This is a genomic window from Pandoraea pnomenusa (assembly GCF_040391475.1).
In the GTDB taxonomy this organism is placed as follows: Bacteria; Pseudomonadota; Gammaproteobacteria; order Burkholderiales; family Burkholderiaceae; genus Pandoraea; species Pandoraea pnomenusa_C.
Genome location: NZ_JBEBXS010000036.1, coordinates 15,231 through 30,450 on the forward strand (window position 1 = coordinate 15,231; position 15,220 = coordinate 30,450).

The window sequence follows — 15,220 nt, forward strand, 5'->3', positions numbered from 1 at the left end:
GTGCAAGTCCTGAAGCCGGGAGCGACGTAGTCCCGACGTGTGCTGTGCGGACGGCTGCGGTCAGCCCGCTTCCGGCGCGGTTTCGTCGCTGGAGAGCACGTCGGAGAGTACGAGATTGCGCCCGGAGATCTTGGCGGCATACAACGCACGATCAGCGCGTGCGCAGAGCGCTTCGAGGCTTTCATGCTCGTGCCATGTCGCCACGCCGCCGCTCAGGGTGTAGTGACACACGCCGAACGGTCCCGCCACCAGATGCCGGCTCGCCTGCGTTCGCAAGCGCTCGGCAATGCGGATCGCACCGTGCGTGTCCGTGCCCGGTAACAGCACCGCGAATTCCTCACCTCCCAGCCGCCCGAAGACATCGCCTTCACGAAGCGAGTCGCGTACGAGATTGACGAACTCCCGCAACACCGTGTCGCCGCCTGCATGGCCGTGCGTATCGTTGATCTGCTTGAAATGGTCGAGGTCGATGACCACGATCGACAGCGGTGAGCTGTGCGAGAGCGCGCGCGCCATTTCCTGACGCGCCAGCAGATCGAAGTGCTTGCGCGAGAGCGCGCCCGTCAGGTAATCGCGGTTGGCCGCTTCCTCGGCCGTGGCGAGCATGGCATCGTGAATCATCAGCACCGAGCCCATCGTCATGGCAGGCATGACGATCGCGCCAATGGTGAGCATGATCGCGTTGAAGGTCGTCGGCGCGAACAGTTCCGGGCCGGGGGCCGGTGTGAAACCGAACACCACGCCGCGCACGATGTGTCCCACGGCAAACGCCACAGCCATTCCGGCCGTCAGCCAATAGTTATAGGGATGGCGGCGCGGCGGAACGTGCCGCAGGATCAGCGCCGCGATCGCCAGCAGGAACGTCGCATGATAGGCCGACACCACGACCACGCGCGCCTGCGGACTGTCGAGACCGTATTGCCAGAACACGATGGCGGCGGCGAGTACCCCGAGCGAGGCGCCCAGCACGTGCCAGTGCTGCGGGCGACCGAGAAAGCGTGCAGTGCCCGCGTAATAAAGCAGCAGGCCGCCCGCCAACGCGATGTTGGCCACGGGAATCGACAGAAAATCGGGCACCACGCCGCGCAGCGAGAACAGGGGCAGGGCGATCAGGACAGCGACGTTGGCGAGGCACCACTCGCGAACGCCCGCGACGCGAGAGCGAAGAAGGGAGCCCACGATCAGCAACATCATGAAGCTGAGCAGTGAGGTGATCGCAAGCAGAGAGGTCGTCAACATGGCGATGACCGGTGGGGGGAGTCAAGCACGTGTTGTGCATTGTAATGTACGCTGCATCGCGCGTTACATGCCCTCGGTAGATACTCGACATCCGCCGTTAGAATGTTCGGGTTCGTTTTTCGATTTCAGGAGTTTGCGTCAATGCCGACGATCCGCCGTTATTTGTCATCTCGTGCTCGTTTTCCGGGTGGGGCGACCGTTCTTGCGCTTGCGATGAGCGTAGGGGCCGCCCTGGCCGTGCTCCCCGCGCACGCGCAAGAACCGATGCAACGACGCTCGGCACAGCCACCGCTGTTCCAGGCCCCGGCGAGTAACGTGCCGGCGCCCGCAGCCGACATCAATCGCGACGTGCGCCCGGCGCTCGAAGCCGCCAATCTCTGGTTGGGGCTCACGGACGTGAGCCGTGCGCAGCAAAGCTGGGAGCAGGCCGCACCGGTATTCCAGCGCGCCATCACGGCGCAGGACTGGGCGCAGAGCCTGCAAGCGGCGCGGGCCCCGTTGGGTAAGGTCAAGACGCGTAAAACCACCGACGCGGTCTTTACGCGCCACATCCCGGGCCAGCCGGACGGCGAGTACGTCGTGATTCAGTACGACACGACCTTCGAGAAGAAGGCCAGCGCGCACGAAATGGTCACGATGGTGCTGGGGATCGACAACCGCTGGCGGGTTGCCGGCTATCTGGTGCGCTGAACGCACACACGACAGCCGGGAAAGCAGGGGCGGAAAGGAAAACGCGCGTGCCGGCGACACTACGGTGCGCCGGGCGGGGGGATTCAGTGCGGCAGTGCGGGCTCGACGATGCCCCGGGTTGTCTCCACGTGATCGCGCGCGAGCTGTTCGGCGCGATTTTCGTCGTGGGCGCGCAGGGCATCCAGTAACGCACGGTGCTGGGCGTTGGTGGCGCGCAGTTGTTCGTCGGAGAACATGACGGGAATACGCAGTGCCCAGTAGTAGAACTGCGTGCGCTCATAAAACTGCGACAGCACGACGTTGTCCGCGGCTTTCACGATCAGATCGTGGAACTCGGTGTTCAATCGGTTGATCGTCAGGCGAGGCAGGTTGGCCCCCGGCTCCATCTGGTCGATGAGCGCGGCCAGGGTATCGCAAACCTCGGGCGTGATCTTGCGCGCGGCCAGTCGTGCCGTTTCGGCTTCGATGGCGACACGACTCTCGAAAATCGCGCGCACCTTCAGATGATCGATGCCCTGAACTTCCCAACCGCGATTGCGGGCAATGAACCCCTCGCCCTGCAAAATGAGCAACGCCTCGCGCACGGGCGTGCGTCCTACGCCAAGCAACTGAATCAGATCGTCCTCGATGAGACGCTGCCCCGGCTTGAGCTCCGAGGCGAGAATCATGCTGCGGATTTTCGTCCGGACTTCACCGGTAATCAGGTTGCTGGGCGCTTTCATCTGAGGCTTGTCTTCCGTTGAGCGGCGCGCGCGCCGGGTGCTTTGGCGAGTCCGCCACCACCAGGTCCGGCGTCTCGTGAACAAGGCATGACACGCTCGGAACCGCGCCTACCTCCTGCCGCAGCGGATTTTACCGAGATTCTCAAGACGTCCCGAAAACCATTCCAAGCACGTCAATGTTGGCGCGGACATGCGCGACCTGCATCAGTCGATGGCGGATTATGCGCAATTCGTTCGGTTTCCGAAGCGAGCACTTGCTAATACGCGCGTTTGAAGTCTCCCGACATCTCTGTAAGCCCCGTTTTACCGGGGTTCGCGCGTACTTACTTCATGTAGGGAAATTCGGTGCCTTGGCGTTGCGGGTGCCGAAGCATACGGCGGCGCAACAGGTGAAGAAATTGCTGAAGATGTAAAGCAATGCACCCAATAACCATAATAGTAGCATGGTTATTGGGGCGGTGGCCGCGCGGATGTCGGTGCTACTCGGAGGTGTCCAGCTTGCGATCCACGCGCCAGATGTTGTTCTCGCCAGTCGGCACCAGCCGCCAGTGTTTGGCGGGCAATTGCGTACCTGCGAGGGTCCGGTAGGGCGCCACACGTAACGCGACTGCACCGTCCGTCAGTCGTTGACATTGCCCGACGCTGCCGGCGCCATCGCTGAACTCCAATATGACGGCGCCCTCGGCGGCCAACGGGCCATCCATGACGGTAAGCCGCGCTCCCGGATAGAGATGGGTGTGATGCACGTGACATCGCATGCGGTCACCTCCGGTCTAATTATTGCTTAATATGAAATAAATGATTATTGAATGTCGTCTTTATCATCAATGTGCGCACTAATAGACTGTAACTGTCGACGATGAATCAAGCATCGCCCCCTTTAATAGACAGGAGAAACACCATGAAGCGCACTCTGATTACCTCTGCCCTGATTTCCACGATGTTGGCTGTGTCGGCCGGTTCGGCTTTCGCCAGCGACGCCTTCGACGGCCCGTCGGAATTCTCGTGGGTCCCGCAAACGACTGTCCTCACGCGTGCCCAGGTTCGTGAAGAACTGATCCAGGCACAGAAGGCTGGTCTGGTTGTTCAACACGATACCGTGTATCCGAAGGCAGTGCCCAGCGCACAACCGGCCGCCGCAGCGGCACCGGTCGCAGCGGGTTCGGTCGGCGGCCTGCAACGTGCCGGCACGACTTACTTCGGCAACTAAGCACTCTCCCGGCACGTCCGGTAGCTCGCGCCCCTCGGCGGCGAGCTGCGGCGTGCCGCATGCATTGCGGCGTTGATGTTGGTTCACGATCTCTCGCGGCACGACATCGGCGCCGGAGCCCGGATCCCCCGCAGTATCACCTCGAATTCCCGGCATCTTCTGCGATGCCTCGCGCATTTCCGGTGATCGCCCGCTGGCTCCTGTCGCTGTGCGAGGTTCATCGCACAGGACTTTCCCGTCGCGTATGCGGCGGGTTTTTTGCGTGATGGCGCCCAGCATGTCGACGTGAGGTTGACGTGACGTTCATGCGCACACGCTGCGTGGCACAATCGACGCATTCCGTTTTATGCCACTTCGCGTGCCGCGGCACGCCACTCCTTCATGACGTCATCGCTTCGACAGCGGCTGCGCCATGTGTCGCGACAAGCTGTTGCGACGCTGCGTGTCAGCACCCTCGCCAGCCTCACTTCTCTCGTCACCTTGAGCGCTGCGCTCACGATGTCGCCAGCGCACGCGGCTGACGCATCGGCGCCCGATGCCTCGCAAAGCAACGCCGGGCCCGCGTATGGCGCCGAGTTGCAGGGCTTCGACTATCCGTATCCGGTCGAGCGTTTTCGCTTCGAGTCGCAGCGACTCCCGTTGCAGATGGCCTTTCTCGACGTGAAGCCCGCACAGCCCAACGGACGCACCGTCGTCCTGCTCCACGGCAAGAACTTCTGCGCGGCGACCTGGCACGAGACCATCGACACGCTGACCGGCGCCGGCTACCGCGTGATCGCGCCCGATCAGGTCGGCTTCTGCAAATCGAGCAAACCCGCGCAGTATCAATACAGCTTCCAGCAGTTGGCGAACAACACGCATGCGCTGCTCGCGTCGCTCGGTATCAAGACGGCAACCATCGTCGGGCATTCGACCGGCGGCATGCTCGCTGCCCGCTATGCCCTGATGTATCCGGGCGAGACGCAGCAACTGGTGCTCGTCAATCCGATCGGTCTCGAAGACTGGAAGGCGCTCGGCGTGCCGTCGAAGACGGTCGACGAATGGTTCGATCGCGAGCTGCGCACGAGTGCGCCCGGGATTCGTCGATACGAACAGGCGACGTACTACGCGGGGCAATGGAACGAGCGTTACGAGCCGTGGGTGCAGATGCTCGCTGGCATGTATCGCGGCCCCGGCAAGCGTATCGTCGCCTGGAACTCCGCGCTGCTGTACGACATGATCTACACGCAGCCGGTCGTCTATGAATTCGGACAGATTCGCGTGCCGACGTTACTGCTCATCGGCGACAAGGACACCACGGCAATTGGCAAGGACTTCTCGCCGCCGGAGGTGCAGGCGCGCATCGGCCATTACCCGGCGCTCGCCAGGGCGACGCATGCGGCGATTCCAGGCTCGACGCTCGTTGAGTTTCCGGAATTGGGCCATGCCCCGCAGATGCAGGACCCGGCAGCTTTCCACAAGGCGTTGCTCGACGGTCTCGCGGCCGTTCGCTGAACGCCTTAAAGGTGCTTGTAATAGAAGGTCGTCGCACAGAAGTCGCCGTCGGGCATGAGGGCGAACTTGGGCACGTCGCCCGCGCGTTGCCAGCCGCTGCGCTGGTAAAGGCGCTCGGCGTCGCCGCCGGTGACGGTGTCGAGCACCAGCACGTGACGCCCTTCGGCGCGCGCCAGATCGTCGATGGCCGCCATCAGCTGTTGCGCCACGCCCTGACGCCTCGCTGAACGATGCACCAGCATCTTGGCGACGTCGGCACGATGCGGCTGGTTCTCCGGCAGATCGAGAATCAACTGCACGGTGCCGACGATCCGGCCGTCGTCTGCCGTGCCCGGCGCGTGAGCGCGTGCCACCAGCAACGCACGCTCGCCGCGCGCCACGCCATCGGCGACCTTGCGCCAGAACGCGCTTGCACGCTCGTGCGTGATCGGCAGCATGAAGCTCACCGACGCGCCGCCTTCCACGCAGTCGATCAGCACGTCGGCCAGCGCATCGACGCTTGCCGCCGCCTGCGCGCCGTCGAGCCGGTGCAATGAGTAGGCCGGGAAAGCTGAGGCACTTGCGGGAGCGGGGGATACCATCACGGTGTTCTCCTTGCGGCGACGAACGGCAGCGTCACGAGCCCGACGAGGTAGCGCGCACTCGACGACGCAGGGTTATGAAAACCAATCGGCTGATCGAGTCGCATCGCCAGACAGTCGCCCGTCGCCAGATGCCAGGTGACATCGCCCAGCGTGATTTCGATACTGCCCTCGATCACCCAGATCTGCTGCCAGACCTCGTTATCGCGCGCGCCGGTGTCGTAAGCCACGCGCTCGCCTGCCGGAAAGCGCACTTCGACGAACTGCAGCGGCGAGGGCTGCGCGGGCGAGAGATTGCGTCGCACATAACCCGAGTCGGGGTCTGTCCACACCGCCTGATCGGCGTGCCGCGAGAGCGGGGAGGGCGGGGCGTCTTCCGACGCGTGTTCGTCGAACATCGATGCGAGCGTGACATCGAGCGCCGTGGCCAGCTTGTCGAGCACGTTGGCCGTCGGGCTCGTCTGCGCACGCTCGATGAGCGAGATGCTCGAACGGCTGACACCGCTGCGCTCGGCCAGCGTATCCAGGGAGTAGCCGCGTTCACTGCGCAAGTCGCGCACACGGCGGGCGATGCGTTCGTTGATATCCATGGCGTCCAGTTTACTGGAAATTAATTTCCAGTAAAATAGATGGCATCGTTTGCTATCGTTCGACATTGCTCCACCGTTCACGCCGTCACCACGGCTTTTTTGCTTGCGGGACCCTCAAATGACTGCCTCGTCTTCCTCCCTCGTCGTGCGCGACGCCACCGACGCCGACCTTCCCGTGATCCGCGACATCTACAACGATGCCGTCGAGCACACCACCGCGATCTGGAACGAGGTGCTCGTCGATGTGGAGAACAGGCGCGAGTGGCTGGCAGCGCGTGCCAAGCGCGGGTACCCGGTGATCGTGGCCGAGCGCGATGGCGCGGTCGTGGGTTATGCCTCGTTCGGCGACTGGCGTGCATTCGATGGCTATCGCCACACCGTCGAGCATTCGATTTATGTGGACAGGCAAGCACGTGGCGGCGGCATCGGCGAGACGCTCATGCGTGGACTCATCGAGCGTGCGCGTGCGCTTGACGTGCACGTGATGATCGCGGCCATCGAGGCACAGAACGCGCCGTCGATTCGCCTGCACGAAAAGCTCGGCTTTCGCATCGTCGGCACGTTCAGCGAAGTCGGCACGAAGTTCGGTCGCTGGCTCGATCTGACCTGCATGGAATTGCGCATCGAGTGACGGCAAAACGCCACGCGTCGCACAAAAATAACAGTGCCGTTGTCTCCCGCCATTCATCGCTGTGTCTGGCCGGATATAGCGGCATTTCTTATCGGGCATAGGCAACATCACGCCATTCGAATATCGCCCGCCGCCGCCTGTCGCACGGTCCGCCATTGGCCTGCAATAGCGCGTCTTCTCACGCAGTGCGTCACGTCCAACCTTGTCATTCTGGGAGTCGGCGTGTAGCCTTGAAACGTCCGATGTCACTCATGAAGCGTGTTCTCAGAGAGCTTCACGAGCGCATCACGGCAGGTGAATGTCACGCATTGTGGATAGGCATCGCGGGTCGACGACTTGCTCTCGGCACGCTTGCAACGCTTCGCGCCATTTGAACGTCTCGGGTTTCTCGAACCGTTCGAAAGTCCAGGCCCCCGTGATCCTTCCCGTGCTGTTTTGTGCGCTTTTGCGTCTGCACGAGCCCCGTGATCGTGCTTCGTGACGTGATAGGTCCCCCCCAAAACAAGACGGACGGAACGCTTATGCCGCGCCTGCCAAGAAAACACTGTCCTCCTGCGGCTGTGTCGAGCGATGACGCTCGCCCCGATGCTGCTTCTGCACCCCCCCAATCTTCCTCGACATCCCAGAGCCCGGATACGCCACCCGGATTCGCGCTGACGCGTCGCGGGTTCCTGAAGGCGTCGGTCATCGCGGGCATTTCCGTGTACATCGCGCCGTTGGGCAGCCGTGCATTCGCCGCGCTGTTCGAGGACAAGAACCTCACGCCCGTGGCGTGGGACGCCGTCAAGGGCCAGGCCAGATTCCGCATCGACGGCACGGCCAAGGTTACTGGCGCGAAGATCTTTGCGCGCGACGTGCGCTCGCGCGACATGCCGGGCTGGCCCGAGCAGCAGGCGCACGCGTTCGTATTGCGTGCGACGCGTGCCGATCGCCCGTATCTCGGTTTCGATCTCTCGCGTCTGGACGACGGCCTGCAACCCGATCGCGTCGTGACGGCCGACGACCTCGTGCGTGACGGCGTGGCGTTCCCCGAGTTCTACGGCGACGACATGCTGCTGCCCGCGGGCAAGACACCCGCGTATCTCGGCCATGCCGTGGCGATCCTGATCTACCGCGACTTCACGCGATTCCGCTTTGCCAAGGACAAGCTCAAGTTCCACGACGAGATCATTCGCTATGGCGACGTAACGGGCCCGCTCGAACGCGACCCGTGGGGCAGCTTCCGCTACGTGCGCGTGGGCGGCAACACGGCGTATGACGACGACGTCTACTCGAGCCTGAAGGACGCGCCGATTTTCCCGAGCATGATGCGCAAGCATCTGCCGGTCTGGCCGGACGGCAACGACCACGGGAAGCTCGACGAGCAGGGCATGGCCTACGCGGGCAAGATCGGCGAGTCGCTGACGAATCCGCCTGCGAACTGGCTGGTGATGTCGCGCGAATACCGCACGCAGTCGGTGGACACGGCGGCGCTCGAACCCGATAACGCCAACTGCTGGTACGACGGTGCGACCCAGACGTTGCACATGGTCGTGCCGACACAGTCACCCTCGGAAGTGGCCGAAAACGCCGCCGCGATGGTGGCCAAGGGCCACTTCCCGGTCAAACGGCTCATCGTCTACCCGTGCTATACGGTGGGCTACGGGTCGAAGGATCACTACAATATGCCGTTCTACGGCCTGGCCGCCGCGTTGTACGGCGACGGCTTGCCGGTCCGGCTGGCGAACGATCGCTACGAACAGTTCCAGACGTCGCTCAAGCGTCACGCATTCACCATGCGCTACCGCATTGGCGTCGACAAGGAAAGCGGCATGCTCCAGGCATTCACCGCCGACATGGAGTGCAACGGCGGCGGGCGCATGAACTTCTCGCCGTCGGTGGCGATGGTGGGGGCGACGGCGGCGCAGTCGATCTACTACTTCCCGAAGAGCGATCTGGCGAGCGTGGCGATTGCGTCGCGCGCCATCGACGCGGGCTCCGCACGCGGCTACGGCACGTTGCAGTCGATGGCCGCCACGGAAATGATGATCGACGAGATGGCCGCGCAACTGGGCGTCGACGCCATCGACTTTCGTCTGAAGAACGCGCTGCGCTCGGGCATGAAGAACACGCAGGGTGCGATTCCCGCAGGGGCCGTGCGTGTCGACGAGGTGCTCGCGCGCGCCAAGGCGCATCCGCTCTGGACACAGCGCGACAAGAAAAAGGCCGAGTACGAGGCCGCGCATCCGGGGCGTCGCTACGGCGTGGGTTTCGCCTGCGTGCAGAAGGACTTCGGCACCGGCGCGGAGACGTCGTTCGCGCGCGTGGAGTTCGACGAGACCGGCAGGATTTCGCTGCATCACACGGCGGCGGAAATCGGCACCGGTACGTCGACGTCGCAAGCCGTGGCCGTGGCGAAGTGGCTCGGCATGCCGGCCACCGACGTGCACATCGCGATTACCGACTGGCCGGAGTTGCCGGTGGTGACCAGCGGCGATCCGTATCTGATGTCGCAGGCCGATCAGGACAAGCTCGCCGCGAATCCGCGCTGGTCGCCCGGGTTTGCGTCGCCGTCGAGCGCGACGAACTCGGCGTTCTATTTCACACACAGCACGCGCGAAGCGGCGCGACTGGTATTCCTGCAGGGCTTGTGGCCGGCGGCGCTGTCGATCTGGCGTCGCGGACTCGGCGGCGGTCAGGCCGCGCCGCTCGTGGTGCGTGCCGAAGACGCGCGCTGGGTGGAAGGCAAGCTGAGCGCGGCGGGTCTCGAAGCGCTGCCGATGGCCATGCTCGCCAAGACCGCGCACGAACTCGGACTCGTGACCGGCGCGACCGTGCACGTGTTCAACCGCTGGCAGTGGGCCGAGGCGGACTGGGATCTGGGCGACGGTGTGGTGCAGCGATTGCCCGTGGATGGCATTTCGTTGCGCTTCGGCAAGGGCGGTGCGAATGCCTCGACCGTGGCCGCACAGGCGCCGGCCATGCAGACGCCCGCAGCCAAGGGCGCGCATCGCAGCGGCAATGCACCCGCGAAGTCGGCGTCGTCTGCTGCGACCGCAAATGGTGCAAATGGTGCGAATGGCGCCAAGAGCGCCTCGTCAGCCAATAACGGCAACGGCGGTGCGTCGGGCACGCAGATCGCGGCACCCACGCCGGGCACCGGCTACCGCACTTTCGATCGCAAGCGCGTGTTCTACCCGCCGGTCCAGCGCAACAACGCCGCCGTGACCTACTACAGCGCCGTGGGCACGCTCGTGGAGCTGTCGGTGCACGAGGCCTCGGGCAAGGTCGAGTTGCTCACGCACCACTCGATCATGGAGTGCGGCAATCAGATTTCTCCGCAGCTTGTGTCGGGGCAACTGCAGGGTGGTCTCGCGATGGGTATCGGTCATGCGCTGCACGAGTACCTGCCGCTCTATGAGGACGGTCCGGGCAACGGCACGTGGAACTTCAACCGCTACCACCTGCCGCGCGCGGTCGACGTCGCGGTGTGGACGCAAACGGGCGAAGTGCTCCCGCCGATTTCCGAAACCGACGTGCCCAAGGGAATCGCCGAGGTGGTGATGATTCCCGTGGTAGGTGCGATTGTGAATGGCCTCGCGCACGCGATCGGCCATCGATTTACTGATTTGCCGGTGACACCGGAGAAAATCCAGGAGGTACTGGCATGACGGACGTAACATCCAGCGCACCGCAAGCCGCATCTGGCGCAAGCGATGCGGCAGCAGCGCAACCGACGGACAACGCAAGCGCGGCATCGGCCCCGACAGCCGCCAGCGCGGCAGCCGCGCCCGCAGCGGCTCCGATGCAACCGCCCGCGAATGGCAAGAAGCCTTGGGAAACGCTGCCCGTCACCGTGAAGGTCAATGGTGTGTCGCACGGCCCGATGGACGTGCCGGCCGGTCTCATGATGATCGACTTCCTGCACGAGACGCTGGGGCTGACCGGCTCGCGTCTGGGCTGCGGGCAGGGGATCTGCCACGCCTGCGTGGTGATCGTCGATCATGCCGACGGCAGCAGCGAGACGGTGCGCACCTGCATCACTGGCGCGAATTACTTCGACGGCAAGACCGTGCGCACGGTGGAAGGTCATGCCACGCGCGACGCCGACGGCAAGGTCACGCTCGCGCCGATTCAGCAGGCGTTCCTCGATCATTTCAGCTTCCAATGCGGCTACTGCACGCCCGGCTTCGTGAATGCGGCGACGGTGCTGATCGAGCATCTGAAGCGCAATCCGGTGGCGCGTGCCGATCTCGAAGCGGCCATCACGGAAGGGCTCAACGATCAGATCTGCCGGTGCACGGGATACGTGCGCTACTACGAGGCCGTGCGTGAGGTCATTCTCAAGACGCCCGGCTGTGTGAAGGACGCGAAATGAGGGGATACGACATGAACCTGAAGCGCGTCACCCGGTGGAGTGCACGTGCGGCTTGCCTGGCCGCGCTGGTGTTCGTTGCCGCCTGCAACGACTCGACCGCGCCGAAGCCGCCCGAGCCGGCGCAGCCGCCGAAGCCGAAGACATCGATGATGCCGTCGCTTGTGACGAGTGCGATGGCGGCGGACGCGCCGAATGCGTCGGGTGCATCGGGGGCGTCGGCGCCGGCTGCGGCAGCCTCGGCGGCACCTGCAGCGGCACCCGCGGCAGCGGTCAATGCGTCGCCGGAAATGATCGCGCGCGGCAAGTATCTGGCGCGCGCGGCGGACTGCGCGGCGTGTCACACGAGTGCGGACGGTGCGCCATTCGCTGGCGGTGTGCCGCTCAAGTCGCCGTTCGGCACGTTCTACGGCACCAACATCACGCCCGACAAGACGCACGGCATCGGCGGCTGGACGGCCGACGACTTCTACCGCGCGTTGCACGACGGCAAGGCCCCGGACAAGGTGCTGTATCCGGCCATGCCGTACACGTCCTACCGTCAGATGACGCGCGCGGACAGCGACGCCATCTTCGCCTACCTGATGTCGGTGAAGCCGGCGGCCGTGCCCAATCGTCAGCACGACCTCTCGTTTCCGTACAACATGCGTTTCGGCATGCGCTTCTGGGACTGGATGTTCCTTAAAGACACGCTGCCCGATGCCTCGAAGGGACAGTCGGCGGACTGGCTGCGCGGACGCTATCTGGCGAACGCCCTCGGCCACTGCGCGGAATGCCACACGCCACGCGGTACGTTCGGTCAGCTCGACAGCGCGAAGCCGCTGGGCGGGGCGGCGCTCGCGCGCATTGCCGCGCCCGATCTGACGCCGGAAGCGCTGGCAGCACGCGGCTGGACGGTGAAGGATCTGCAGACGTTCTTCGGCACGGGTATTGCCCCGCAAGGCTCGGCGTTCGGCGAGATGTTTCCGGTGGTCCACCTGAGTACGCAGTACCTCACGCCGGACGATCTGCGCGCCCTCTCGACATATCTGCTCGGTGACGCACCCCCCGCGCCCAAGCCGCTGCCTGACAATCCGGACACGAGCAAACTCATGGCCGGACGCAACCTGTACCTCGCCGTGTGCGCCGGCTGTCATGCGGCCGACGGCACCGGCAAGCCGCACGTGGCCGTGTCGATGCTGGGCAATTCGACCGTGCGTCAGAAGGATCCGCGCAATCTGATCGTGACGATTCTCGACGGTATCGAGCCGCAGCGTTTCCCGGGCCTCGAGGCCATGCAGGACATGCCGGGCTTCGGCAAGCGGCTAACGGATGCGCAGATCGCGGAGTTGAGCAACTACCTGCGTGTGGCCTACGGCGGGCAGGCGGGCGACGTCAATTCCGAGATCGTCAGACAGCTGCGTCAGAAGTAACCGGCGCACGGCCTCACGGCGGGCCTTCCATCGGCGAAGACATGGCGCATAATGACGCGCCATGTCCCGCACACAACGTCTCTTCTCCCTGATGCAGTTGTTGCGCTGCCACCGGTTTCCGGTGGCGGGCGCGACATTGGCCGACTCGCTCGGCGTGAGCCTGCGCACGCTGTACCGGGACATTGCGACGCTACAGGCGCAAGGCGCCCACATCGAAGGTGCACCGGGGCTCGGCTACGTGCTCAAGCCCGGCTTCATGCTCCCGCCGCTGATGTTCTCGGAAGAGGAGATCGAGGCCATCGTGCTCGGGTCGCGCTGGGTCGCCAAGCGTACCGACGGTGCGCTCGCCGACGCCGCCGCCAACGCGCTGGCCAAGATTGCCGCCGTGCTCCCTGCGGATCTGCGGGCGTCGCTCGAAGCGTCGACGCTGCTCATCGGCCCGGGCGATCCGTTGCCACCGATGATCGTCGACCTCACCGTCATCCGCGAGGCCATCCGCGCCGAGCGAAAACTCCAGCTTGCCTATCGCGACGAAGCGGGACGTGTGTCCGAGCGCGTCATCTGGCCGTTCGCGCTGGGCTTCTTCGACCGCGTGCGCATGATCGTCGCCTGGTGCGAGTTGCGCGACGGCTTCCGGAACTTCCGCGCAGACCGCATCGAAGCGATGACGGTGACCGAAACCCGCTACCCGCGCGGGCGACGTTCGCTGCTCAAGGCGTGGCGCGAGACGACTGGCCGACATTGACCTTGAGCCGTACCCGGACGGCCGATCCCGGCGTTTCAAATGGGTGTTCGACTGCTGACAAAAACTGACAGCATCCCTTCGTACGATGGCGTTCATGACAGCGCGCGATGTCACCGTTTCCTCCCGGAAAGTTCGGTGTGCGATCGACGCAGCGAGTCATTCATACCTATCGACAGGAGCTCGTCATGCTGCATCCGAATATGGTCAATCTGTATGTTGCCAGCCCGCCTGAAAGCGCGGCGTTCTACGCCGATCTGTTTGATCTCGAGCCGGTGGAAGCGTCGCCCGGTTTCGCGTTGTTCGTTTTCCCGACCGGGTTGAAGCTCGGCCTGTGGGCGCGTTTCTCCGTCTTGCCGACGGTCATCGCGCCGCCGGGTGGCAGCGAGGTCGTGTTGCCGGTGGCGTCCAATGCCCATGTCGACGCCACGTGGGAAGACTGGAGCGGACGCGGCATCACGATTCTGCAAAAGCCCACGACGATGGACTTCGGCCGCACGTTCGTGGCGTCCGATCCGGACGGTCATCGCATCCGCGTGTACAAGCTGGCCGACAATCCGCAGTGACGGCATGAAAACGGCGAGGGATTGCCCTCGCCGTTTGTCGTTGCCGTTGTCGTTGCCTGTGCTCGTGCGACGCGTCGTAGCCGGATGCCGGGCAGTGAACGAGCTACTTCGCCGAGGCCGTTTTCACGAGAACCGGCGTGTCGCGGTATTGCGCGGGGAACAGGCGCTTGAGGTCCTTCACCTTCGGCAGATCGTTGATGACGATGTACGGATAGTTCGGGTGCTCCGTGAGGAAGTCCTGATGATAGGCCTCCGCTGCATAGAAGCCCGTGTACTTCTCGACCTTCGTCGCGATGGGTTTGCTGTAGGCATGCGCCGTGTCGAGTTGCGCGATGTAGGCGTCGGCCACGCGGCGTTGCGCGTCGGTCATGGGGAACACCGCCGAGCGGTACTGTGTGCCAGTGTCGGGTCCCTGGCGGTTCAACTCGGTGGGGTTGTGAGCGACCGAGAAGTAGATCTGCAGCAGCTTCCCGTACGAGACCTGTTGCGGGTCGAACGTGACCTGTACCGACTCGGCGTGGCCGGTGGCGCCGCCGCTGACGGTTTCGTAGTCGGCGGTCTTCGCGGCGCCGCCCGCGTAGCCGGACTCGGCTTTCGTCACGCCTTTCACGTGTTGGAAGACGCCTTGCACGCCCCAGAAACAACCGCCCGCGAAGACTGCGGTTTCGGTGCGGGCGCCGGTGGCGGGCTCGTCGAGCTTCGGTGCGCTGATTTCGACGGCGGACTCCGCGCCCCCGAACGCTTGCGCGCCGACCTGCCAGACGAGTACCCCGGCAATCGCGGCCGCGACGCCGCGTATCGCGCGTCGGACGTATGCGACCCGAGGCGAGCGGTTGCCTGAGGGTTGCGATGCCGCCGGCGGCACTTGTGAAACAGGGCTGCGGGCGGGCGAGGCTTGATGCGGATCGTGCGGTGTCATCTGAAAACTCCCGGCGTCGCGAGACGCCTTGGCTGAGGCGATGGGAAATCGGGATCGGCGCGCGTTTTCG

Annotated in this window: 15 protein-coding genes; 9 read left to right on the forward strand and 6 right to left on the reverse strand. The window is 64.3% G+C overall.

The window, feature by feature from the left end:
- Positions 1-60 precede the first annotated feature (60 nt).
- Positions 61-1,239 carry a GGDEF domain-containing protein gene (locus tag ABWO90_RS23630; RefSeq protein ID WP_353193649.1) on the reverse strand — a complete coding sequence of 393 codons (1,179 nt, stop codon included), beginning with the start codon at positions 1,237-1,239 and terminating at the stop codon, positions 61-63.
- Positions 1,240-1,503: 264 nt separating this feature from the next.
- Here ABWO90_RS23630 and ABWO90_RS23635 point away from each other — a divergent pair, with 264 nt between their 5' ends.
- Positions 1,504-1,929: a DUF4019 domain-containing protein gene (locus tag ABWO90_RS23635; RefSeq protein WP_353193650.1), complete on the forward strand. Its 426-nt coding sequence runs from the start codon at positions 1,504-1,506 to the stop codon at positions 1,927-1,929.
- An 83-nt stretch (positions 1,930-2,012) separates the two neighbouring features.
- Here ABWO90_RS23635 and ABWO90_RS23640 read toward each other — a convergent pair whose 3' ends face one another.
- Both ABWO90_RS23640 and ABWO90_RS23645 read right to left on the reverse strand, forming a co-directional pair.
- Entirely contained in the window at positions 2,013-2,651 is a 639-nt protein-coding gene (locus tag ABWO90_RS23640; protein WP_353193651.1) for a GntR family transcriptional regulator, read from the reverse strand.
- 479 nt (positions 2,652-3,130) lie between these two features.
- A complete protein-coding gene (locus tag ABWO90_RS23645; RefSeq protein WP_353193652.1) occupies positions 3,131-3,409 on the reverse strand; it encodes a hypothetical protein in 279 nt (92 codons plus the stop codon).
- A 143-nt stretch (positions 3,410-3,552) separates the two neighbouring features.
- Here ABWO90_RS23645 and ABWO90_RS23650 point away from each other — a divergent pair, with 143 nt between their 5' ends.
- Positions 3,553-3,861, forward strand: a complete 309-nt coding sequence (locus ABWO90_RS23650; RefSeq protein ID WP_353193653.1) for a DUF4148 domain-containing protein — start codon at positions 3,553-3,555, stop codon at positions 3,859-3,861.
- Positions 3,862-4,242: 381 nt separating this feature from the next.
- Complete coding sequence (locus ABWO90_RS23655) at positions 4,243-5,355, forward strand: alpha/beta fold hydrolase (protein ID WP_502922691.1); 1,113 nt, start codon at positions 4,243-4,245, stop codon at positions 5,353-5,355.
- Between the two features lie 5 nt (positions 5,356-5,360).
- Here the strand turns inward: ABWO90_RS23655 and ABWO90_RS23660 are convergent, their stop codons facing one another.
- Together ABWO90_RS23660 and ABWO90_RS23665 are read right to left on the reverse strand one after the other, a co-directional pair.
- Complete coding sequence (locus ABWO90_RS23660) at positions 5,361-5,936, reverse strand: GNAT family N-acetyltransferase (RefSeq protein ID WP_353193674.1); 576 nt, start codon at positions 5,934-5,936, stop codon at positions 5,361-5,363.
- Positions 5,936-6,526 (reverse strand): helix-turn-helix domain-containing protein, encoded by a 591-nt coding sequence (locus tag ABWO90_RS23665; RefSeq protein WP_353193654.1) that lies wholly within the window; start codon positions 6,524-6,526, stop codon positions 5,936-5,938. The genes ABWO90_RS23660 and ABWO90_RS23665 overlap by 1 nt, the downstream gene beginning before the upstream one ends.
- Positions 6,527-6,644: 118 nt before the next feature.
- On the opposite strand from ABWO90_RS23665, the gene ABWO90_RS23670 reads away from it, so the two are divergent.
- The 6 genes from ABWO90_RS23670 (at position 6,645) to ABWO90_RS23695 (ending at position 14,231) form a co-directional block, all read left to right on the forward strand.
- On the forward strand, positions 6,645-7,157 hold the full coding sequence (locus tag ABWO90_RS23670) for a GNAT family N-acetyltransferase (RefSeq protein ID WP_353193655.1): 513 nt from the start codon (positions 6,645-6,647) through the stop codon (positions 7,155-7,157).
- Between the two features lie 653 nt (positions 7,158-7,810).
- The gene (locus tag ABWO90_RS23675) at positions 7,811-10,807 is read left to right on the forward strand and encodes a xanthine dehydrogenase family protein molybdopterin-binding subunit (protein WP_353193675.1); all 2,997 of its coding nucleotides are present in this window, start codon (positions 7,811-7,813) and stop codon (positions 10,805-10,807) included.
- On the forward strand, positions 10,804-11,514 hold the full coding sequence (locus tag ABWO90_RS23680) for a (2Fe-2S)-binding protein (RefSeq protein WP_353193656.1): 711 nt from the start codon (positions 10,804-10,806) through the stop codon (positions 11,512-11,514). The genes ABWO90_RS23675 and ABWO90_RS23680 overlap by 4 nt, the downstream gene beginning before the upstream one ends.
- Positions 11,515-11,663: 149 nt before the next feature.
- Entirely contained in the window at positions 11,664-12,923 is a 1,260-nt protein-coding gene (locus ABWO90_RS23685) for a c-type cytochrome (RefSeq protein WP_502922692.1), read from the forward strand.
- A 61-nt stretch (positions 12,924-12,984) separates the two neighbouring features.
- Positions 12,985-13,668: a helix-turn-helix transcriptional regulator gene (locus tag ABWO90_RS23690; protein ID WP_353193658.1), complete on the forward strand. Its 684-nt coding sequence runs from the start codon at positions 12,985-12,987 to the stop codon at positions 13,666-13,668.
- A 185-nt stretch (positions 13,669-13,853) separates the two neighbouring features.
- Positions 13,854-14,231, forward strand: coding sequence for a VOC family protein (locus ABWO90_RS23695; protein WP_353193659.1), 378 nt, complete (start codon positions 13,854-13,856; stop codon positions 14,229-14,231).
- 103 nt (positions 14,232-14,334) lie between these two features.
- Here the strand turns inward: ABWO90_RS23695 and msrA are convergent, their stop codons facing one another.
- On the reverse strand, positions 14,335-15,150 hold the full coding sequence (msrA, locus tag ABWO90_RS23700) for a peptide-methionine (S)-S-oxide reductase MsrA (RefSeq protein WP_353193660.1): 816 nt from the start codon (positions 15,148-15,150) through the stop codon (positions 14,335-14,337).
- Between the last annotated feature and the right edge of the window lie 70 nt (positions 15,151-15,220).

Bases quoted from the DNA above. Each gene is read 5' to 3' on its own strand.
- ABWO90_RS23680 (WP_353193656.1), top strand. From the start codon at position 10,804: ATGACGGACGTAACATCCAGCGCACCGCAAGCCGCATCTGGCGCAAGC.
- ABWO90_RS23635 (WP_353193650.1), top strand. From the start codon at position 1,504: ATGCAACGACGCTCGGCACAGCCACCGCTGTTCCAGGCCCCGGCGAGT.
- ABWO90_RS23665 (WP_353193654.1), bottom strand. From the start codon at position 6,526: ATGGATATCAACGAACGCATCGCCCGCCGTGTGCGCGACTTGCGCAGT.
- ABWO90_RS23660 (WP_353193674.1), bottom strand. From the start codon at position 5,936: ATGGTATCCCCCGCTCCCGCAAGTGCCTCAGCTTTCCCGGCCTACTCA.
- msrA (WP_353193660.1), bottom strand. From the start codon at position 15,150: ATGACACCGCACGATCCGCATCAAGCCTCGCCCGCCCGCAGCCCTGTT.
- ABWO90_RS23685 (WP_502922692.1), top strand. From the start codon at position 11,664: ATGCCGTCGCTTGTGACGAGTGCGATGGCGGCGGACGCGCCGAATGCG.
- ABWO90_RS23670 (WP_353193655.1), top strand. From the start codon at position 6,645: ATGACTGCCTCGTCTTCCTCCCTCGTCGTGCGCGACGCCACCGACGCC.
- ABWO90_RS23630 (WP_353193649.1), bottom strand. From the start codon at position 1,239: ATGTTGACGACCTCTCTGCTTGCGATCACCTCACTGCTCAGCTTCATG.
- ABWO90_RS23695 (WP_353193659.1), top strand. From the start codon at position 13,854: ATGCTGCATCCGAATATGGTCAATCTGTATGTTGCCAGCCCGCCTGAA.
- ABWO90_RS23645 (WP_353193652.1), bottom strand. From the start codon at position 3,409: ATGCGATGTCACGTGCATCACACCCATCTCTATCCGGGAGCGCGGCTT.
- ABWO90_RS23640 (WP_353193651.1), bottom strand. From the start codon at position 2,651: ATGAAAGCGCCCAGCAACCTGATTACCGGTGAAGTCCGGACGAAAATC.
- ABWO90_RS23690 (WP_353193658.1), top strand. From the start codon at position 12,985: ATGTCCCGCACACAACGTCTCTTCTCCCTGATGCAGTTGTTGCGCTGC.
- ABWO90_RS23650 (WP_353193653.1), top strand. From the start codon at position 3,553: ATGAAGCGCACTCTGATTACCTCTGCCCTGATTTCCACGATGTTGGCT.
- ABWO90_RS23655 (WP_502922691.1), top strand. From the start codon at position 4,243: ATGACGTCATCGCTTCGACAGCGGCTGCGCCATGTGTCGCGACAAGCT.